Here is an 18,527-nt window from a genome sequence, read left to right as displayed (position 1 = left end):
ACGCTCACGCTCAAACAGCCGACGACTGGCTTAGGTCGTTCAGCTTCGCTTGGAATATGCTTATCTGAACACTACCATGATGACAGGCACAACCCATTTGCGGTTCGTCCACGCATACAGACTATGGTCGACTTTTCGCTCAACGAAGAACAGCGTATGATACGCGACTCGGCGCGCGAGTTTGCGGAGAACGAGGTCAGACCGCGCGCCCGTGAGGCGGAGGAAAGCGGGGACTGGCCCAGAGATGTCTGGGAGAAAGCCGTCGAGACGGGGTTCGTGGGCGCTGAGATACCTGAGGAATACGGCGGCGCGGGCATGGGAAGCGTCGAGAGATGCATCATGTGCGAGGAGGTCGCGCGCGTCGACGCGGGTATGCTCGCCGCCATAGGGACGGAGTTCGGCTCGCGTATGGTAGCCGAGTACGGAACGGAGGAGCAGAAGGAACGTATACTGCCGGGCATCACGAGCGGCGAACTCATCGGGGCTATGGCGAACACGGAGCCGGCGCACGGAAGCGACGCCGCGAGCATAGAGACGAGCGCGACGAAGGAGGGTGACGGGTACGTAATCGACGGCGTCAAGACGTTCGTTACGAACGCACCTATCGCCGACTACGCGCTCACGATGTGCCGTACGGGCGACGACGACAGCGGACACTCGGGTATCTCGGCGTTCATCGTGGAGACCGACCGCGACGGCTGGAGCATAGATACGGAGTTCGAAAAGACGGGCTGGAACGCCTCGCCGACGGCGCAGGTGCGTTACGACAACGTCCGTGTGCCCGAAGAAAACCTCGTCGGACACGAGAACTACGGCTTCTACCAGCTTATGGAGTTCTTCGAGAAAGAGCGCGTCGGTATAGCGGCACAGGCGCTGGGTATAGCACAGGGATGTCTCGACGAGTCGACCGACCGTGTCGAGGAACGCGAGCAGTTCGACAGAAAGCTTTCGAAGTTTCAGGCGGTACAGCACAAGGTCGCGGATATGGCTGTCAAGGTTGAGAACGCGCGCCGTCTCACGTACGACGCCGCGTCGCGCCTCGATCAGGGTGAGAAGCCGACCAAGCTCGCATCCATGGCGAAGCTGTACGCGAGTGAAGCCGCGGAGGAGGTGGCGAGCGACGCCGTACAGGTACACGGCGGCTACGGCTGGACGCGTGACGCCCCTGTCGAGCGCCAGTACAGGCATACTAAGATCTACCAGATAGGCGAGGGGACGAGCGAGATACAGCGCAACATCATAGCGGGTGAGCTACTCGATCTTTAGGTTCGTACGATCCCTAACCGTGTGACGCCTCTTCCTCTTCGCGGCGCAGATGGGCGCGGTAGACCACCGCCGCACCTACAAGCCCTAGAAACGGTGTTTCGGGTACCGCGTTGACACCGCCGACGTACACCGCGTATAACATCCATCCAACAGAGACGTATACCGTAGCTAACGAACCCCCTTTCGAAGCGGTCTTCCGCGCAACGACCGACGTACCCGCGGAGAGGAAGGCGACGGCTACCGCTGTACGAACCAAGCTCGAAAACACGCCTGCTTCGCCCAGAACGAGCGTTGTAGCCCCCTGAGAGATTATGAGCATTCCGCCCGCGAGCCGTTCGAAGTTAGACGACGGCATCAGAGGGTGCCACCGCCTTCGTCATTCGTGCTACCGTCATGCGCTCTGACCCACAGCCTACCGAGATGTGACAGACGCGTCTCGTGGCTCCTACCGCTCTCCGTCTGCTCGACGTACCCCTTTTCGTGGAGCGAACGTACGTCGTAGATAACCTTCGACCGGAGCGAGTCGGTGTTTTCGCGTCCGGTGTGCTCGGCGACGACATCGGCGAGTTCGCTCACCGAGTCTACCACGCCGGTGTCGGCGAGGACGCGGAGTAGTGTACGTTCGAACCCTTTTAGCTCCGCGGGCGGTGTGATAGGCATCTCTATGACGTGCGAACCGTTAAATTCGCGCGCCCCGACCGTCGTACCGCGTTCCTCGAACTCGCGGAGGAGTTCGTTCGCGCGCGAGTAACGTTCGTCGAGTTCGCGCTCCGCGGCGTCGGTAAGCCCTTCGTCCTTGAGACGCCGCATGAGACGGACGAGTTCGTCAACCTCCTCGGCGAGTTCTGTTTCTAGGTACCGCTCAGGAGCTGTGTAGTAGGCGAGTATGCTACCGCGCGCCTCCTCGTCCTCGACGACGACGTGCTGTGCGGCGTTCGTGAACGCGAAAGAGACGGGGCGCGGCATGGCGCTGACGTTGACACGTACCTCGTTGCCGTCGTCGCGTTCGTCGCGCAGGACGCCGTAAGCGGTGGCGAAAACGCCGTCGTAGTCGTACACGTCGTCTACCTTGACCGTCGTCGTCTCGGCGTCGAAAAGAGACGCGAACTCCTCGCGTAGCTTACGTGCCACGTCTGATGAGCCACGCGAGCCTTCGAGAAGAACGGCGCGGTCGACATCGACCTTGTCGCGGACGAGAGGCGCGATAAGACGGTCGTAGTCGAATCCGACGGGTACGACGTGTGTCTTCATCGTTCTTGGGTGAACGTCCGTAACGTAAAACCTTCCGGACGTGGCTCCGAAGACCGACGCCGACGGAGTTTTGAGGAGCGCGACCGTACCTTCACCATGTCTACGTTCACGTACGAAAGCCGTGTCGATGCGCCTCTTGACGAAGTCTGGGAGTTCCACTCCACGACGGACGGTCTCGTAGAACTCACGCCGGGATGGATGAACCTCACCGTCGAGGAGACACGGGATCCTGACGGAAAGCCGAACCCCGACGTTCTCGAAAAGGGCGCGGAGGTCGATGTCTCGGTGAAGCCTCTCGGCGTCCTGCCGCGCGTGACGTGGCGCTCAGTCATACTCGAACGCGACCGCGACGACGGACGTGCGTACTTCGTCGACAGGATGGAGAACGGACCGTTCAAGAGCTGGGAGCACACCCACGGTTTCGAGGGGGACGGTGACGGTACCGTCGTACGTGACACCGTCGAGTACGCGTTGCCTCTCTGGATGCTCGGACGCGCGGGTTCACCCGCCTTCCGTCTGAACGCGCGTCTAATGTTCCGTTACAGGCACCGACGGACGCGCGAACTACTCGGATGAACCGACGGCTTCTGCGGCGCGCCGTCCGCTCAGCATAGCGCCGTTTATGGACGAGTCCTCGGTGTAGTCGCCCGCGAGTAGGACGTTACCCTCGGGAGCTTCGTTCGACGGTAACGAGGCGCGAAACCCCGGCGGTTGGTCGAACTGGGCGAACCCGATCGTGTCGACGTGTACGCGTTCGGCTTCGGTGTCGAAGCCCCACCGTCCAAGAGCGGCACTCATCCCTTCGTCGAGCGCTCCCGTGTCGTCACGCGTTCCGAGCCACGTCGCGCTTACCATCGGCGTACCCTGCGGCGCGTGCTCCGGCGCTATCTCCGAAACGGGCGCTATATGGCTCGGTTCGCCGTCGCGTCTGTCGGCGTTGAGAACGAGCTTCATTCCTACGTCGAGAGGCTCGTCGAGGACGTAGTAAGCCGTCGTGCACCCCCTACCACCGTCGGGTGTCGGGACGCCCGTGAGACGTTCCGCCGTCTGCGGGTCGGTGGCGACGACAGCGGTGTCGTACTCTTCCGAACCGCCCGACTCAACACCGACGGCGTCGCCCTTCGCCGTGACCTCCTCGACGCGCGTGCCCGTCACGAAACGCGCGCCCGCGTCACGCGCATCGTCGGCAAGCTGGTGGGTTATCGCCCCCATTCCCTGAGCAGGTACGACGGTACGTCCGCGCGACAGGCACGAGAACGTGAACTCGAAGACCGACGAAGAGGTTTCGAGCGAACGGTCGAGCGTTATACCCCCGTAGAAAGGCTCCGCGAAACGTTCGATGAAATGTGACGAGAAGCCGCGGTCGCGGAGGTACTCACGTACTGTCTCGTCCTCGCCACCGAAGAGTTCGTCGCGTGACCTCCGGCTTAGGGTAGTACGGAGACGCAGGACGCGTAGCTTGTCCGCGAACGTGGCGTCGTTGCTGAGCAGGGAGGCGACGGCGTCGCGCGGCGCACGGAGTGGATCGGCGAGCGTCGACAAGCCGTCGTCGGACGCTATACGCGCGCCGGGTGAGTAGTCGCGGAGGTCGAGTGCGTCGTAGTCGAGGTAACGGCGCGCCTCCGGGTAGGCGGTGAAAAGAACCTGAAAGCCGCGGTCGAAGACGTAGCCGTCGCTGTCTGTCGAACGGACGCGTCCGCCCACCTCGTCACGTCTCTCGTACACCGTAACGTCGTGTTCGGGCGCGAGTTCGACCGCCGTCGTCAGACCCGCGAGACCCGCGCCTACGATCGCTACGCGCATCAGTGAACCAGACGCGCGAAGCCTTCGCCGGTAAGGAACGCGAGGTCGTTCTCGTCGGCGTACCTGCGCGCGTCGTCGACCGTCATGGCGTCGCCCGTCTCGTCGTCGAGCATCTCACAGACCACCGTCGCGGGTACCTCCCCGGCTTCGTCGGCGAGCGCGAGGCTCATCTCCGTATGCCCCTGTCTACCGTCGAGCAGATCGTCGTGTCCACGTAGCACCGCGACGTGTCCGGGTGCGCGGAACTCCGACGGGAAGTCAAAGACACCGCCCGCGAGAACCGTCTCGACGGCGTCGGCGATACGGCGTACGGTCTTCGCGCGGTCGTTGTCGGTCACACCCGTACGCGTCGAACGGTGGTTTACCCATGTCGAGAACGACGACCGGTCGTCGTATCCGAGGTCGGCGTCGACGAGACGTTCGTCGCCCGCCTTTGCGAGCTTGTCGCTCATGTATCCGAGACCGAGTCGGCGTGCGGCGTCGGGATGGACGGCGACGCATACCAAGCCGCCCGCGTCGTTACGTAGACGGGCGACCTTGTCGTGCGTAACCTCGCCCGCCAAGTAGACCATGTCGACCTCGTTCTCCCGATCCTCAAAGTCGTGTACCAGAACCGGCTTTCCGTCGCGGAGGTCTTCGAGCGCCTCGGTCATTCGAGGGTCACCTCAACGCTCACCTCGTCGCCGTAGTCGATACCGAGCTCGTCACGTAGCTTCACGGGCGCGATGAGTTCGAGCGTGTCGTCGGGGTAGTGCGAACGGTGCGGACGTATGACGTGTCCGTCTACACCTTCGACAGAAGCCTCGTAACAAGTCACGGCTCCGAAGGTGCGATCCTCGTTCTCCCACTCGTCTATCGGTATACCGTCGGCGTTTTCGAGAGCCGAACGTCTACGTATACTCTCATCGTCAAGCGACAGGTTGAGCGTTCCCGCAAAAGGCTCGTATCCGAGACGGTCGACGAACTGCTCCACGTACCCGTCGAGTGATATGTAGTACTTCCCTTCGCCCATACCGCTTACCACCTCACCGACGAGTTCGACCGTCTCCGTACCTTCGAAGATACGCCGGTAGTCGTCGTACTCGCGCCGCAGAACCGTCTCACCGTCGCCCGTTACCTCGATCCACTGACCGTCGGAAAGCATCTCGCGTTCTATAAGACCGTCCTCCTCAAGCGCTTGGAGGCGACGCGACGCCGTCTGATCGCTCGTATCCATACGTTCCGCGAGCGCGCTACACGAGACCTTTGCGCCCGCCTCGACACCGCCTTCAAGACCCAGAATCTTGAGCGCTGTAAGCTCGTCGGGTTCGGCGCGCGCGGCGCTTTCCAGTTCTGTCATGTATAACGAAATTGGAACGCGCGCCATATCAGTCTTTTCGTACGAACCACAACGTATATACCCGCTCCGGAACCCAGAAACCGTAGAGGGCCGGTAGCTTAGTCCGGTTAAAGCACCTGGCTCTTAACCAGGTGACCGGGGGTTCAAATCCCCCCCGGCCCGTGGAGCGACGAGCGAAGTGAGGAGTGAACCGGCAGGGAGGTATTTGAATCAGAGAACGGAGTGACCGTGGTTCAAATCCCCCCGGCCCGTGGTGGATAGCTTTCCGACGTTTGTCTAAGTCAGATACATTAGTGAGCGACACGAAAAGCCGTTATGCTCAGTTACTCGGAGCACGACGAAGGTAGGGGCATGAACTACTGGGAGGTCGATCCGGCTCTGCGCGACGAAGTACAACGTGTCTACACCGACGACGAGTACCGCTGGGCGGAGGAACGTCTTTCACGGTTCGGTGAACTCGTCGGCGAACGGGTCGCCGACAACTCGGACACTATCGACGACAGCCCACCGTCGCTCGAAACCTACGACAGGTACGGCGATATCGTCAACCGCGTCGGCTACCATCCGGCTCAGAAGGAGAACGACCGTACCGCGTACGAGAACGGTGCCGTCGCCGACTCCTTCGACGCTCCGGACGGACGCGGTGAGCCTATGCCTCTCACACATTCGCTCGCTCACTACTACCTGATCTGTTACTGCGACATAGGTCTCGCGTGCTCCGTGTCGATGACAGGCGGTGCGGCTCTCGTCCTTGAACAGTGTGACGACGAAGGAAGGCACGACGGCGTCTTTGGGGATCTGACCGCGCGCGACCTCGGTGAACTCCGGCAGGGCGCTATGTTCCTTACCGAAGAGCAAGGGGGTAGCGACGTTGGCGCGAACGAGACGATCGCAGAGCCGACCGGGGAAGAAGGTGTCTACGAACTCACGGGTGAGAAATGGTTCTGCTCCAACATCGATGCGGGCGCGGCGCTCGTTCTCGCACGCCGTCCCGACGCACCCGAAGGCACCGACGGTCTGTCGCTGTTCGTGCTCAAACAGGACGACGAACTCCGTGAAAGCGGCGACGTCTACTACCGCCGTCTCAAGGACAAGTTAGGGACGAAGAGCGTACCGACCGGTGAGGTTGAGCTACGTGGCGCACGCGCCCGTCTCGTCGGCGAACCCGAACGCGGCTTCAGGTATATGACGGAGATGCTCAACTACGAACGTCTCACGAACGCCGTCGGAAGCTGTGGCACGATGGCGCGCGCACTCCTCGAATCGAAGGTACACGCCGCCGACCGCGAGGCGTTCGGGAAGCCGATAGAGCGCTATCCGCTCATGAAGAAAGACCTCGTAGACATGACGGTGACGCACGAGACAGCAACGGCTGTTTCGTTCGAGGCGGCGGACGCCCTGAACGCGTACGTACGTGACCAAGACGACGAGGCTTACCGTGCGATGCGTGTACTCGTTCCCGTTGCGAAGTACAGGACGGGCGAGGACGCCGTCGAGATGGCGTCGTACGCCATGGAGGTACTCGGCGGAAACGGCTATGTGGAGGAGTTCGTGACCGAACGTCTTCTACGTGACGTACAGGTCACGCCTATCTGGGAAGGTACGTCTAACATACTCGCACTCGACGTTCTGCGCGGTATGGCGAAGGAGGGCGCGCATACGGATATACTCGACCGTATCGACGGCTATCTCGACGAGGCGGAGCACGAAGCCGTCGCGTCCGTCGCTGAAACCGTCGCCGGAGCGCGCGACGAACTCGAAGAGGTGATGAACGACGTAGCGACGGCGGGTGTCGACAGGGCGCAGTTGCGTGCCAAAGATCTCGCCGACCTCATCTACGACGTATACGCGTCAGCGTTGCTCGTCTCCGAGGCGGAAAGGGATGCGCGTAACGGAGACGGACGTAAGGCTCTCGTCGCGCGCCGTTTCGTCGACCGGAACCTTGGAGACGGTCGGATTACCGACGATACCCCCCTGAAACGGTACGAGGAGATAGCCAAGTACGGTACGGTCGACGTTGAGGAGCTATAACGCGTCGGACAGTTCGTCGGCGACGATGAGGTTACGGAGGTAGTCGTCCGCGGTTGCGCCCGCCGACGCCACGTCGTCGCGTTCGATACGTGTCACGACGTTTCCGTCCTCGACAACCGTCTCCATCTCGTCCGTGTTGTCGGGTGCGACAGCACGCGCGACAGCACGGGCATCCCCGTGTTCGGTTTCGAGTTCTACTGTCGTCATAACGCCTTCCTAACGGCTTGGGCAAACTCCTCGTCACCAACGTCGAACGAAGCGCCTGCGCGTGACGCGTGTCCTCCGCCCGCGCCGCCGACCGTCAGCGCCGCCTCGCGCGCGACACGTTCGCAGTCGAAGCCTTCGGCGCGGAAGGAAGCCTCACCGTCGCCTACGACGACGATATCACCCGTTACCCTGTCAAGGAGAACGTCGGCGACAGCCCCCGTGTCTAACGATCCGTCCACGTACGCGAACGAGGGTGAGCCTTCTTCGATACGGGCACCGCGTACCGTCTCTATGAGGGTGGACTCGAAGGCGCGCCACACCGAACGCGCCTCGTCGATACACGACGCCGGGTCGAGACACGTCGAGAATCCGAGACCGGGCTTTCCGGAGACGGCGCACGTTTCCACGTAACGTGAAAGCTCGTGTAGCCCTACACCCGACGGCATACGGTATACGTCCCCGACGAGGTCGGCGGCTGTTTCGGCGCGGGTTCCCTCGTTCGTCAGCGCGAGAAGCACGACAGCGGTCGGCAGTTCGTCGTCACCCACCGACTCGGCGAAACGGCGCGCCTCGTCAGGACTACCAGACAGACGTGTGAAAGGACGTGTTGAGTAGGTCAGCGCCTCTGCTGCGTCGTTACCGACGAGACGTACCCCCTCGTCTCGTTCGACGCCCGCCGCGAGAGCCTCGTCCACCACGTCCGAAACCTCGCTGAGAGGAACATCGTCACCCATAGCGCCCACGAGCGCCGAGACGGGGTCGCCCGAAGACAGACGCGATGCGACACGGTGCGCGGCTATGCTCGACGACGGCGCGTCCGTGCCGACGACGACGCCGTCGAACGAGCCATGCGGGGGATGGTGGTCTATTACGACACCGTCGTCTATACCGTTGAGGTACTGAGCGCCGAGGTCGCAGAACACGTCGCCGTCGGTCGAAGCTACCTCCGACGGATCGTCGAGTGCCGTAAACCGGTATCCGATGCCCGTCTCCGTGAGAGCCGAACAGATACAAGCCGCGGACGCGACACCGTCGGCGTCAGCATGACCCACGACGCGCACGAAGCCCTTGGAGGCTAAACGGTCGACAGCCTCCTCGACGGACATCCGTCACCCAACGATACGGCGCGCCGTTTCGGGCGAGTAGGAGAACCCTTCGGGTAGCTCGTCGCCGCGGTAGTAGTCGGCGAGCCTCCGTATCTTACTTTCGACGTTCTGGAGCGCGCGTTTGTTCGACGCATCCGTGTTGTGCTCGTCGACGTGGTCGCGGAGACGAAGAGCCTTCTCCATCAGAGCCGTAAGGTCGTCGGGGTACTCCGGTGCGGCGTCTTCTTCCTCAAGTATCTCGGATATCTTCTTACCCGTGACGAGCTTGACGTCGGGTACGGGTTCGCCCTTGACGCCGCTGTCGCGTAGCTCTACACCTATCTCCGCCGCCGTAAGACCTTGCTCGGCGAGTTCGACGACGCGTTCCTCGACTGCATCGGCGTCATCGGCGCTCCACTCCGGCGGTTCATCGGTCACCGGCTTGTCCGAGGCGCTCGATCCGCGCCTCCGTGTATGCATACGTGCCATGTTACGCCGTTCTCGACCGGCGGTTTTAATCCTGTTGGTACCTGTCGGCGAAAGACTCGAACGCACGCCGTCGGTGTGAGACGGCGTTCTTCTCTTCGGGCGACATCTCGGCGAACGTACGTCCTTGGTCGTCGTCCTTGACCTCGAAGACGGGGTCGTAGCCGAATCCGCCGTCGCCACGAGGCTCCTGTGCGATACGTCCCGCTACGGTACCTTCGAACGTCCGTACGTCTTCCCCGTCGTGGTACGCAACGGCGCAGTCGAAACGCGCCGACCTGTCCTCCACGTCTTCGATAGCGCGTAGGACGCCATCGACACCGAGGGTCGAGTAGACGTACGAAGAGTAGGGTCCGGGGAAGCCGCCTACGCCTTCGATGAACAAGCCCGAGTCGTCGACGAAACAAGGCTCACCGAACTCCCCGTATGCGTCGCGGACGCCCTCCTCTGCTATCTCGACGAGCGATCCCGACTGTATCTCGGCGTAATCGTAGTCGACGCGTTCGACGTTCTCACCGAGAATCTCCTCAGCCTCGCGCGCCTTACCGGGGTTGCTCGTTACGAAAAGCATACGTGAGACGTGCGCGCCGACGGTATAAACGAAACGTAATTAGACGGGGCGACAAAGACCGCGTGTGTCGTTAGCCCGCGAACGTATCGAGCGTCTGTTCGAACTCGCCGACGAGGTTCACGGGGATGACCCCGAACGCGCGACGAGATACGTCGAGCGCGCACGCGAGATATCGACGAGCGAACGCGTCCGTATACCGTCGCATCTTAAACGCCGTTTCTGCGGTTCGTGCGGTGCCCATCTCGTTCCGGGCGACAACGCGCGTGTCCGTCTACGTCCCCAAGACGAACACGTCGTCGTGCGGTGTCTCGACTGCGGCGCGACCGAGAGGTACGGCTACGGATAAGCGTGTGACAGTACGCTCATGCGACGAGTGGGACGGTATTTAGGCGTGGAGGACGTACGGTCGGTATGACCAACCGTCTCACCGATCAGAAAAGCCCGTACCTCCAACAGCACGCCGACAACCCCGTCGACTGGCATCCGTGGGACGACCAAGCGTTTGAGGAGGCGCGCGAACGCGACGTTCCTATCTTCCTCAGCATCGGCTACTCAGCCTGCCACTGGTGTCACGTCATGGAGGAGGAGTCGTTCGAGGACGACGGGACGGCGCGTCTTCTGAACGAGGGCTTCGTCCCGATCAAGGTCGACCGCGAGGAACGTCCCGATGTCGACAGCGTCTACCAGAAGGTCTGCCAGATGACGACCGGACGCGGTGGCTGGCCCCTGTCCGCCTTCCTGACGCCCGACCGACGCCCTTTCTTCATCGGCACCTACTTCCCCGACGAACCCCGGCGCGGCACGCCGTCGTTCGACGAGGTTCTGGACTCCGTCACCGAGGCGTGGGAGGACAGACGCGACGAGATCGAGAGCCGCGCAGACGAATGGACGGAGGGTATAGAGCCGTCGGAGACGGGTGTCGGGTCGGCGAGCGACGAACCCGGCGACGACCTCATCGTAACCGCCGCGGGCGCTCTCGTCGACGAAGCCGACCGGACGTACGGCGGATTCGGTGGCGGACAGAAGTTCCCGCATCCGACGCGTCTCGACGTTCTCCTGCGCGCTCACGAACGTACCGACCGGGGCGTCTTCCTCGATGTGGCGACGGAGACGGCGGACGCGTGGGTACGCGGCGGTCTACACGACCACGTCGGCGGCGGTTTTCACAGGTACTGCACCGACGAGGACTGGACGGTGCCGCATTTCGAGAAGATGCTCTACGACAACGCAGAGATAACGCGTCTGCTTCTCGAACTCCACCGGGTTACGGACGACGAACGTTACGCCGACCCCGCGCGTCGCGCGCTCGACTTCCTCGAACGCGAGATGCGCGCGCCCGAAGGCGGCTTCTACTCCACGCTGTCGGCACAGAGCGAACGCGACGGCGAACGCGTCGAGGGCGCTTTCTACGTCTGGACACCCGACGAGGTACGTGACGCCGTCGGAGACGACGCACCGCTGTTCACCGAACGTTACGGCGTCACCGACGAGGGTAACTTTGAGGGGCGGAACGTCCTTACGGCTTCGCGTTCCGTCGAGGAGATTGCCGACGACAGGGACGAGACGGCTGGCGAGGTACGTGAGAGGCTCGAAGACGTACGCGAGAAGGCGCGCGAGGTCAGGGAGGAACGTCCGCGTCCTGACCGCGACGAGAAGATTCTCGCTTCGTGGAACGGTCTCACCGTCTCCGCCCTCGCAAACGGCAGTGTCGTACTTGACGACCGTTACGCCGAACTCGCAGACGACGCCCTGTCGTTCGTACGCGGTACTCTCTGGAACGACGGAAGGCTGTCGCGCCGTTACAAGGACGGCGAGGTGAAGGTCGACGGCTACCTCGACGACTACGCCTTCGTCGCACGCGGCGCGCTCGATCTTTTCGGCGCCACGGGCGACGCCGACGCACTCAGGTTCGCGCTCGAACTCGGAAACGTGATCCTTGACGAGTTCCTCGACGACGGAACCCTGTACTACACGCCTGAGTCGGGTGAGGAACTCGTCACGCGCCCACGCGAAACCACGGATACGTCGACGCCCGCGAGCGCGGGTGTCGCTGTCGACGTTCTCGTCGCACTGTCGTCGTTCGACGGTTCGTTCGAGGAACCGGCGCGCGAAGCCGTCGAAGCCCTCGTCCCTGAAGCCGAGCGCCGTCCCGTCGGACACGGTTCGACGGTTCTCGCCGCAAACCGTCTCGTCGATCCGTCCGAGGTCGTCCCCGTCGACGAACACGGTGCGTGGCGCGACGCACTCGCCGATACGTACACCGCGGGCGGTCTCATCGCCCCGCGTCCGCCCACCGACGAAGCTCTCGCCCATGAGTTCGGTGAACGTTTCGTAGACGCGCCCGTATGGAAAGGACGTGACGCGAGCAGTGACGGCACCGGCTACGTCTGCCGTTCGTTTACGTGTTCTCCGCCTATATCACCCGACGAACTCGAAGAGGAGTTCGCGCGCCTGCGCCCGTGAAGCTTTTAGGCTTCGGCAACGAATCTAATCTATGACGGACGAGATACAGGTAGACGTGACCCGTAAGGCGGAGGACGAGATACGAACCCTCCTCAAAGAACGCGGTATGGACGGACACGGAGTAACCGTCTCCGTCGACTACGCCGACGGTGAGGCGTCCTACGCGTTGGAGTTCTCCGCGTCCGCGGGCACCGACCAGGTAACAGTCGATGACAACGACGTACCCGTCTACGTCGAAAAGGAGTCAGCGGCGGCGGTCGACGGATGCACGCTCGACTACGTCGTGGAGAACGGACGCGCGGGGTTTAGCGTCGAGACGCCGTCGGTCGAGGACAGCGACGAGTACGACGACAGCCTCGAAGGACGTGTCCACGAGTTCCTTGACCGTAACTTCCCCCAGATACAGGGTCACGGAGGGAAGGCGGTCATAGAGGAAATCGACAAGAGCGAGGGTCGTCTCCGTCTCAGCCTCGAAGGCTCTTGCTCCGGATGCGGTATCTCCGACTCGACGATGTCGGCGATACGTAACAAGCTCCCGCGCTCCGTCGACAACGTTGAAACGGTTGAGATCGGCACCGGTGGAGACGGAACCGCGATGGAGATAGAGTCCCCGTTCTAAGGCAAGATACTTGTCACGTCCGACGGTACTCCGATCATGACCAACCCCTTGGAAGATATCGACGGCATCGGATCCACGTACGCCGACCGTCTCCGTGACGCGGGCTTCGAAAACGTCGCCGAACTCTCCGAAGCCGAACCCGGAGAAGTCTCCGAAGCCGCCGAAACGTCCGAGTCGGAAGCCGAGGACTGGATAGAACAGGCTGTCGGGATCGACGGTGAGGGGAGGGAATCGTCACCGGAGGCTGTCGAGGACGGTGATGACGCGGGGGACATGGGGGAAAAAGACGGCTCAGACGGCGAAGATGAGGAAAACGAACCGGAACAGGACGACGGAGCGGAGCAAGAGGACGATGGAGTAGAACAAGATGATGAGGCGGAGCGAGAAGACGAACCGGAGCAGGAAGACGAGACGGAAAAGACTGATGAGACGGGCGACGAAGAAGAGGATCAAGAAACCGAGGACGACGACTCTGAAGAGCCATCGGACGGAGAAGACGACGAGAAAGACGAGGCGGAAGACGACGAAGAAACGGAGGACGAAGAAGAGGAGGAGAAGACCACCAAGGACAGGCTCAAGGAACTCGGCTTCTACGACAACGACTTTACCGAGTTTCCGCCCGAACTCTCAGGTCTAAAACGTTTCAAGGCGGAGAAGAACCCCGAACCCGTAATCGAAGCGTTACGGATACAGGGCTACGACACCGTTTTCATGCGCCTCGAACTTGTAGAGGCGCTCGGACGTATCGGCGACGAATCAGCCGTCGATGTCCTTCTTGACGAGGTCAACGACAACGATACACGTATGGAGGCGATGGACGCCCTCGGACGTATCGGAAGCGAACGGGCGACCGACAAGATACTCGAACTACTCGACCCGGAGAGAAAGCTCCAGCCCCATGTGCGCGCGAAGGCGGCGGAAACAGCGGGACGTATACGCGATCCCGAAGCCGTCGACCTACTCGTCCAGACCCTCGACAGCGACTCCTCGGAGGTACGCGGAACCGCGGCTGAGGCGCTCGCGCGTATAGGAGAAGCTGAGGACGCGAACGTCACCGACAAGCTCGGAACGGTTCTTGAGGAAGAGACGGAGGAGACTGTACGTATGAGCGCCGCGCGCGCCCTGCGGTCGCTCGGTACCGACGATGCCCGCAACGTCCTTGCAGGCTACGAGAACGACAGAAACGAACTCGTCGCAGAGGCGGCATCCGCGGCTCAGTCCTGAGGATTCGGACGCGTCTCGGCTGTCGGAAAGACTGCGTTACTCCTTCGTTCACTCGTAGAACTCGTTCGCTCAGTGCGTGGGAAGGGATTTGAACCCTTGGACGTCTACACGACAGCGCCCTCAACGCTGCGCCGTTGGCCTGGCTTGGCTACCCACGCGCGTCCTGTACTATCCCAACGCGTAAGTTTAAGCTTTCGTATTCGGTGCAGTCGGTTAGACGAATTCGTACGAGAACGGATAGCTGTATGACCTCCTCTCGCTCGCCTCGATAGCCGCCTTGACCACAAAGACGAGGCTCAGCAGTACGATGGCTCCGGTAACCGTCATCAGGCTTCCGGTCACGGCGATGCCCGGGAGTGCTACGAACGCGATACCTACTAGGGTCGAGACAAACACGAGGACGGCGAGCGAGAGGACGGCTAACGTCACCGTAATCTGGAAGTTGAGTGCCTCGCGCGCGTTCGACTCGCCGAACCCACCCTCGTCATCGCCCTTCGTGAGAAGTAGAATGACGAAGGGTCCGAGAACGTTACCCAGAGGAATGACAAGCCCTGCGAACGCCGAGAGATGCGCCACCGTTCCCCATTTTCGCGCTCTCTCTGACACGTCTTCGTTCCTATCGTCTTCCATGTTTCCGCCTTCGGGCGTACCGTTTTATCTCTTTTGCAACCCGAACCGCGCAATCTATATACGGGACGCGTTCGTAACCACGTAATTGGTATGTCACTAAGCTGTACTTGCGGCGGCGAACTCAGTAAGGAGAAGAGCAAAGGGAGACTGAGCAAACAGGAGAAGTTCGTATGCACCGACTGCGGAAAGGAAGGCTGGTACGTCGAACGCCGCGACGGTAAGAGGCTGTTTATCGGCTGTGTCGGCTGAACGCGCCTCAGTCCGCGCCCGCCCTGCTACCGTCCTTCGTACGTTCACACGTCTCGCCCTCTACATCGACGGGGTAAGAACCCGTGACGCATCCGGTACACATCTCGCCTCGCGGCATGTCGAGCGCCTCCGAGATGTCGTCAACGTTCAGGTATTCGAGAGAGTCCGCGCCTATCTCATCGCGTATCTCGTCCACGTCCTTGTCGCTCGCCATGAGTTCGTCGCGCGACGCCATGTCGATACCGAGGTAGCACGGTGCGACGATAGGCGGTGAGCCGACGCGGAAATGCACCTCCGACGCGCCGCTTTCGCGCAGAAGCTTTACGAGCTGGCGCGACGTCGTGCCGCGCACTATCGAGTCGTCTATGAGCGTCACGCTCTTCCCCTCGATGTTCGAGTCCATCGTGTTGAGCTTGAGACGTACAGCCGTCTCGCGCGCGTCCTGTGTCGGCATTATGAACGTACGTCCGACGTACCTGTTCTTCATCAGCGCCTCCGAGTATTCGAGGTCGCCCGCCTCTGCGTACCCGCTTGCGAAGGCGCGTCCTGAGTCCGGAACCGGCGAGACTATATCCGTCTCGACGCCGTGGTTCTCGTACAGCAGACGTCCCATCTCGCGCCGCGCGTCGTAGACGAGGCGGTCGTCTATTGTCGAGTCGGGGCGCGAGAAGTAGACGTACTCGAAGAAGCAGTGCGCAGGAACCTCGTCGAAAAGTCGGTGTGATTCGAAACCGCCCCCGTCCTCGTCGAGCACGACGACCTCGCCGGGACGTACGTCGCGTACGAGTTCGCCGTCGAGTACGTCGATAGCCACCGACTCGGACGCGAGTATATAGCCGTCGTCGAGCTTTCCTATGCAGAGAGGACGTACGCCGAGCGGGTCGCGGACGCCCACGACACGGTCGTCGTGCATGAGGGTGAGAGAGTACGCGCCGCGTATACGTTTCATCGTACGCTTGATAGCGTCAAGCAAGCCGTCCTCTACGAGGTTAGACGCGAGTTCGTGAACCATAACCTCCGTGTCGGAGTTGGTCGAGAACGTATGTCCGCGTTCCTCGAACTCGGCGCGTACCTCGTCGGTGTTGACGAGAGTGCCGTTGTGCGCGAGCGCCAACGAACCGCGTTTCGACGTGACAGTGTACGGATGGCACGAACGTTCGTCTATTTCGCCCGCCGTCGGGTAACGCAGATGCCCGATCGATGCACGTCCCGGAAGATGTTCCACGTCATCGTCGTCGAAAACCTCCGCGACGAGACCCAGACCCTTCTCAGAATGTTGCTGGAATCCGTCGTGGGTGACTATACCCGCGCCCTCCTGCCCACGGTGCTGGAGGGCGTACATGGCGTAGTACGTCGGGAGCGCGGCGTCGCCTTCTTCGAGACTTATACCGACGACGCCGCATTTCTCCTCCATCTGTTCTGTCTAACTGTCGCCTGCTTTATTCTCCCAGCTATACGACCGTTGCTCCGAGGACTTGCCGAATCCGCAGTTGGAGCAACGTTTCTTCGTCGTGTGGTAGCTCTTCTCCCCACAACGTCTACATTTCACGTGTGTCTTCTTCTGCCTCTTGCCCTTGCTCGGTGTTCCGGTTCCAACCATCGTGTTCCCAGAGACGTTTCCCCTACCTATAACCGTTTTGTCTCCGAACCCGGTAGTGTTCAGATAAGCATATTCCAAGCGAAGCTGAACGACTTAAGCCAGTCGTCGGCTGTTCGGAGGTGAGCGTTGCTGAAGGAGTTGGAGAAGGCATTGGTACGGCGTTTTACTTCTCTGAAGACACGTTCTACGGAGTTCCGATTTCCATGTTTCGTCACCTGAAATCGGAGTGAGTGGTACCGACAGGCATCATGAAGAGAAGGTAGACCATCAACGAGAAACAGGCTCTCGTCTAGGTCATGTTTCTCGATGAGTTCCAGCGTAAAATCTTTCGCTGTATAGTGGTTTCTTGTTGGTTGAAGCTTGGTGTGGAGAACATCGTTAGTGTCGGGATCGACAGCCATATACAGCCAGTACAAGTCATCGTTGAGTCGAATCACGGTTTCGTCTACCGCAACTTGATTCGGGGCTATGTCGTCGTCAGGCTGTAAATCTGCCTTATGCACCCAGTTATGGACGGTCGAACGTACGCGCTCGACACCCAAACTTTCGAGGATAGCGACGGTATTCGATAGCGATAAGCCAGCCAAATGCATCTGAATACCGAGCTTCATAGCAAACTTGGGTGTCGCTTCTCGTTCCACAAAACCTAACTCAATCGCGTCTATATCCCTATCGAGGCGTGCGTTTTTGGACATGAACACTCAGAAAACGTCACGCCTCTATCTTCATTCATTCCTTATCTGAACACCGCCCCGAACCCCGCCGGACGGAACGTTTAACCACCTGCGTCTACCCGTCGCGTGTATGGAGATACGTTCCCGGCACCATCTGCGCGACGACGAAGCCGACGAGGTACGGCACGGTATACGCGACGCTCTCGGCGTCGCACCCTCGGAAGGCGCTAGCATAGAGGAGGCGGAGGTTGACGACGGACCCGACCTGTACCTCGTCGACGGCGAACCTCTCGTCGTACGTATCGACGGTGAATACTTCGTGACCGTACAGGGCGCTCTCGCACTCGAACCCGACGAGGCGCTCGTCACCGTTGACGCGGGCGCTGTCGAGTTCGTCACCAACGGCGCTGACGTTATGCGACCCGGGGTCGTCGAGGCGGACACCGGGATCCGGAAGGGCGATCTCGTCGTCGTCGTCGAGGAGAACCACGGAAAGCCGCTCGCGGTCGGGCACGCGCTCGCCGACGGCGACGGTATGACGGGGGACGAAGGACGTGTCGTGGAGTCCGTCTACCACGTCGGCGACGAACTCTGGGGGTTCGAGCCTTAGGACGCACGACGTACGTCTGACGAAGAGTTATTAGTCGGAACGGAGACGTTTCCGGCATGAGCATAGTAGAGAAAATTCTGGGACAGGGGAACCGGCGGACAGCCGACGAGTACGAGGAACTCGACCTCGAAAAGTATGAGGACGAGGTCGCAAGCCCGGAGGTACGCCGGCACGTACATATAGCTGAACTCCGGGGACAGGAAGGCGTCATGGATGTCAAGGATCTCGTCTACGACGGGGACATAGTCCTCGCCGACATATCGCATTTCGCGTCGAACGACAAACGTTTCGAGAGCCTCATGGAGGAGTTCCGTAAGGTTGCCGACGAGGTTGGCGGCGACATCGTCCAGAAAGGCGACGATCAGGTTATCATAACTCCGGGGAGTATCGCCGTCAGCCGCGAGAAGATTACGCGGTAA

General features: G+C 61.2%; 23 protein-coding genes and 2 tRNA genes. 11 read left to right on the top strand and 14 right to left on the bottom strand.

From position 1 onward, the window contains the following. The first annotated feature begins 123 nt into the window (after nt 1-123). Nucleotides 124-1,266 (top strand): acyl-CoA dehydrogenase family protein, encoded by a 1,143-nt coding sequence (locus tag EGH25_RS11425; RefSeq protein WP_266088687.1) that lies wholly within the window; start codon nt 124-126, stop codon nt 1,264-1,266. A 13-nt stretch (nt 1,267-1,279) separates the two neighbouring features. Here EGH25_RS11425 and EGH25_RS11420 read toward each other — a convergent pair whose 3' ends face one another. Next, complete coding sequence (locus EGH25_RS11420; protein ID WP_266088685.1) at nt 1,280-1,621, bottom strand: hypothetical protein; 342 nt, start codon at nt 1,619-1,621, stop codon at nt 1,280-1,282. After that, on the bottom strand, nt 1,621-2,517 hold the full coding sequence (locus EGH25_RS11415; RefSeq protein WP_266088683.1) for an HFX_2341 family transcriptional regulator domain-containing protein: 897 nt from the start codon (nt 2,515-2,517) through the stop codon (nt 1,621-1,623). The genes EGH25_RS11420 and EGH25_RS11415 overlap by 1 nt, the downstream gene beginning before the upstream one ends. Before the next feature lie 96 nt (nt 2,518-2,613). On the opposite strand from EGH25_RS11415, the gene EGH25_RS11410 reads away from it, so the two are divergent. Further along, nucleotides 2,614-3,093 carry an SRPBCC family protein gene (locus tag EGH25_RS11410; protein WP_266088681.1) on the top strand — a complete coding sequence of 160 codons (480 nt, stop codon included), beginning with the start codon at nt 2,614-2,616 and terminating at the stop codon, nt 3,091-3,093. Here EGH25_RS11410 and EGH25_RS11405 read toward each other — a convergent pair. The 3 genes from EGH25_RS11405 to EGH25_RS11395 are packed head-to-tail and all read right to left on the bottom strand — an operon-like array spanning nt 3,082 to nt 5,659. Beyond that, entirely contained in the window at nt 3,082-4,320 is a 1,239-nt protein-coding gene (locus EGH25_RS11405) for an FAD-dependent oxidoreductase (RefSeq protein WP_266088679.1), read from the bottom strand. The genes EGH25_RS11410 and EGH25_RS11405 overlap by 12 nt on opposite strands. Then, entirely contained in the window at nt 4,320-4,973 is a 654-nt protein-coding gene (ribB, locus tag EGH25_RS11400) for a 3,4-dihydroxy-2-butanone-4-phosphate synthase (RefSeq protein WP_266088677.1), read from the bottom strand. Before ribB ends, EGH25_RS11405 begins: the two co-directional genes overlap by 1 nt. Further along, a complete protein-coding gene (locus EGH25_RS11395; RefSeq protein WP_266088675.1) occupies nt 4,970-5,659 on the bottom strand; it encodes a DUF120 domain-containing protein in 690 nt (229 codons plus the stop codon). The genes ribB and EGH25_RS11395 overlap by 4 nt, the downstream gene beginning before the upstream one ends. An 87-nt stretch (nt 5,660-5,746) precedes the next feature. On the opposite strand from EGH25_RS11395, the gene EGH25_RS11390 reads away from it, so the two are divergent. Together EGH25_RS11390 and EGH25_RS11385 are read left to right on the top strand one after the other, a co-directional pair. Further along, nucleotides 5,747-5,821, top strand: a tRNA-Lys gene (locus EGH25_RS11390). A gap of 153 nt (nt 5,822-5,974) precedes the next feature. Further along, nucleotides 5,975-7,690 (top strand): acyl-CoA dehydrogenase family protein, encoded by a 1,716-nt coding sequence (locus tag EGH25_RS11385; protein ID WP_266088673.1) that lies wholly within the window; start codon nt 5,975-5,977, stop codon nt 7,688-7,690. On the opposite strand, the gene EGH25_RS11380 is transcribed toward EGH25_RS11385, so the two are convergent. Genes EGH25_RS11380 through EGH25_RS11365 form a run of 4 tightly spaced genes read right to left on the bottom strand, consistent with a single transcriptional unit; the run spans nt 7,685 to nt 10,039 of the window. Then, the gene (locus EGH25_RS11380; protein WP_266088671.1) at nt 7,685-7,897 is read right to left on the bottom strand and encodes a KEOPS complex subunit Pcc1; all 213 of its coding nucleotides are present in this window, start codon (nt 7,895-7,897) and stop codon (nt 7,685-7,687) included. The two genes, EGH25_RS11385 and EGH25_RS11380, sit on opposite strands and share 6 nt — an antisense overlap. Further along, the gene (locus tag EGH25_RS11375; protein WP_266088669.1) at nt 7,894-9,003 is read right to left on the bottom strand and encodes a DHH family phosphoesterase; all 1,110 of its coding nucleotides are present in this window, start codon (nt 9,001-9,003) and stop codon (nt 7,894-7,896) included. The genes EGH25_RS11380 and EGH25_RS11375 overlap by 4 nt, the downstream gene beginning before the upstream one ends. A gap of 3 nt (nt 9,004-9,006) precedes the next feature. Further along, on the bottom strand, nt 9,007-9,471 hold the full coding sequence (locus EGH25_RS11370; RefSeq protein WP_266088667.1) for a 30S ribosomal protein S15: 465 nt from the start codon (nt 9,469-9,471) through the stop codon (nt 9,007-9,009). Nucleotides 9,472-9,496: 25 nt separating this feature from the next. Continuing rightward, on the bottom strand, nt 9,497-10,039 hold the full coding sequence (locus EGH25_RS11365; RefSeq protein WP_266088665.1) for an XTP/dITP diphosphatase: 543 nt from the start codon (nt 10,037-10,039) through the stop codon (nt 9,497-9,499). Between the two features lie 64 nt (nt 10,040-10,103). On the opposite strand from EGH25_RS11365, the gene EGH25_RS11360 reads away from it, so the two are divergent. The 4 genes from EGH25_RS11360 (at nt 10,104) to EGH25_RS11345 (ending at nt 14,345) form a co-directional block, all read left to right on the top strand. Beyond that, nucleotides 10,104-10,385 (top strand): ribonuclease P protein component 4, encoded by a 282-nt coding sequence (locus EGH25_RS11360; RefSeq protein WP_266088663.1) that lies wholly within the window; start codon nt 10,104-10,106, stop codon nt 10,383-10,385. A 65-nt stretch (nt 10,386-10,450) separates the two neighbouring features. Then, nucleotides 10,451-12,502: a thioredoxin domain-containing protein gene (locus EGH25_RS11355; protein ID WP_266088661.1), complete on the top strand. Its 2,052-nt coding sequence runs from the start codon at nt 10,451-10,453 to the stop codon at nt 12,500-12,502. A gap of 31 nt (nt 12,503-12,533) precedes the next feature. Next, entirely contained in the window at nt 12,534-13,121 is a 588-nt protein-coding gene (locus EGH25_RS11350) for a NifU family protein (RefSeq protein WP_266088659.1), read from the top strand. Between the two features lie 36 nt (nt 13,122-13,157). After that, nucleotides 13,158-14,345: a HEAT repeat domain-containing protein gene (locus EGH25_RS11345; protein ID WP_266088657.1), complete on the top strand. Its 1,188-nt coding sequence runs from the start codon at nt 13,158-13,160 to the stop codon at nt 14,343-14,345. A gap of 73 nt (nt 14,346-14,418) precedes the next feature. On the opposite strand, the gene EGH25_RS11340 is transcribed toward EGH25_RS11345, so the two are convergent. Further along, nucleotides 14,419-14,503: transfer RNA gene (locus EGH25_RS11340), tRNA-Leu, on the bottom strand. Nucleotides 14,504-14,558: 55 nt separating this feature from the next. Continuing rightward, nucleotides 14,559-14,975: a DUF4870 domain-containing protein gene (locus EGH25_RS11335; RefSeq protein ID WP_266088655.1), complete on the bottom strand. Its 417-nt coding sequence runs from the start codon at nt 14,973-14,975 to the stop codon at nt 14,559-14,561. A gap of 90 nt (nt 14,976-15,065) precedes the next feature. Here EGH25_RS11335 and EGH25_RS11330 point away from each other — a divergent pair, with 90 nt between their 5' ends. Continuing rightward, on the top strand, nt 15,066-15,224 hold the full coding sequence (locus EGH25_RS11330) for a hypothetical protein (protein WP_266088653.1): 159 nt from the start codon (nt 15,066-15,068) through the stop codon (nt 15,222-15,224). A 7-nt stretch (nt 15,225-15,231) separates the two neighbouring features. Here the strand turns inward: EGH25_RS11330 and purF are convergent, their stop codons facing one another. Genes purF through EGH25_RS11315 form a run of 3 tightly spaced genes read right to left on the bottom strand, consistent with a single transcriptional unit; the run spans nt 15,232 to nt 17,519 of the window. Beyond that, nucleotides 15,232-16,638: an amidophosphoribosyltransferase gene (gene purF, locus EGH25_RS11325; RefSeq protein WP_266088651.1), complete on the bottom strand. Its 1,407-nt coding sequence runs from the start codon at nt 16,636-16,638 to the stop codon at nt 15,232-15,234. A 9-nt stretch (nt 16,639-16,647) separates the two neighbouring features. Further along, entirely contained in the window at nt 16,648-16,824 is a 177-nt protein-coding gene (locus EGH25_RS11320) for a 50S ribosomal protein L37e (protein WP_266088649.1), read from the bottom strand. Nucleotides 16,825-16,883: 59 nt separating this feature from the next. After that, nucleotides 16,884-17,519, bottom strand: coding sequence for an IS6 family transposase (locus tag EGH25_RS11315; protein ID WP_266088647.1), 636 nt, complete (start codon nt 17,517-17,519; stop codon nt 16,884-16,886). 109 nt (nt 17,520-17,628) lie between these two features. Here EGH25_RS11315 and EGH25_RS11310 point away from each other — a divergent pair, with 109 nt between their 5' ends. Both EGH25_RS11310 and EGH25_RS11305 read left to right on the top strand, forming a co-directional pair. After that, nucleotides 17,629-18,108, top strand: a complete 480-nt coding sequence (locus EGH25_RS11310; protein WP_266088645.1) for an RNA-binding protein — start codon at nt 17,629-17,631, stop codon at nt 18,106-18,108. A gap of 56 nt (nt 18,109-18,164) precedes the next feature. Beyond that, the gene (locus EGH25_RS11305) at nt 18,165-18,527 is read left to right on the top strand and encodes a cell division protein SepF (protein ID WP_266088643.1); all 363 of its coding nucleotides are present in this window, start codon (nt 18,165-18,167) and stop codon (nt 18,525-18,527) included.

It is taken from the genome of Halorutilus salinus, from assembly GCF_026242195.1.
Taxonomy (GTDB): Archaea; Halobacteriota; Halobacteria; order Halobacteriales; family Halorutilaceae; genus Halorutilus; species Halorutilus salinus.
Note: the sequence above shows the minus strand (reverse complement) of the source record. Positions and strands in the feature narration are given on the sequence as shown.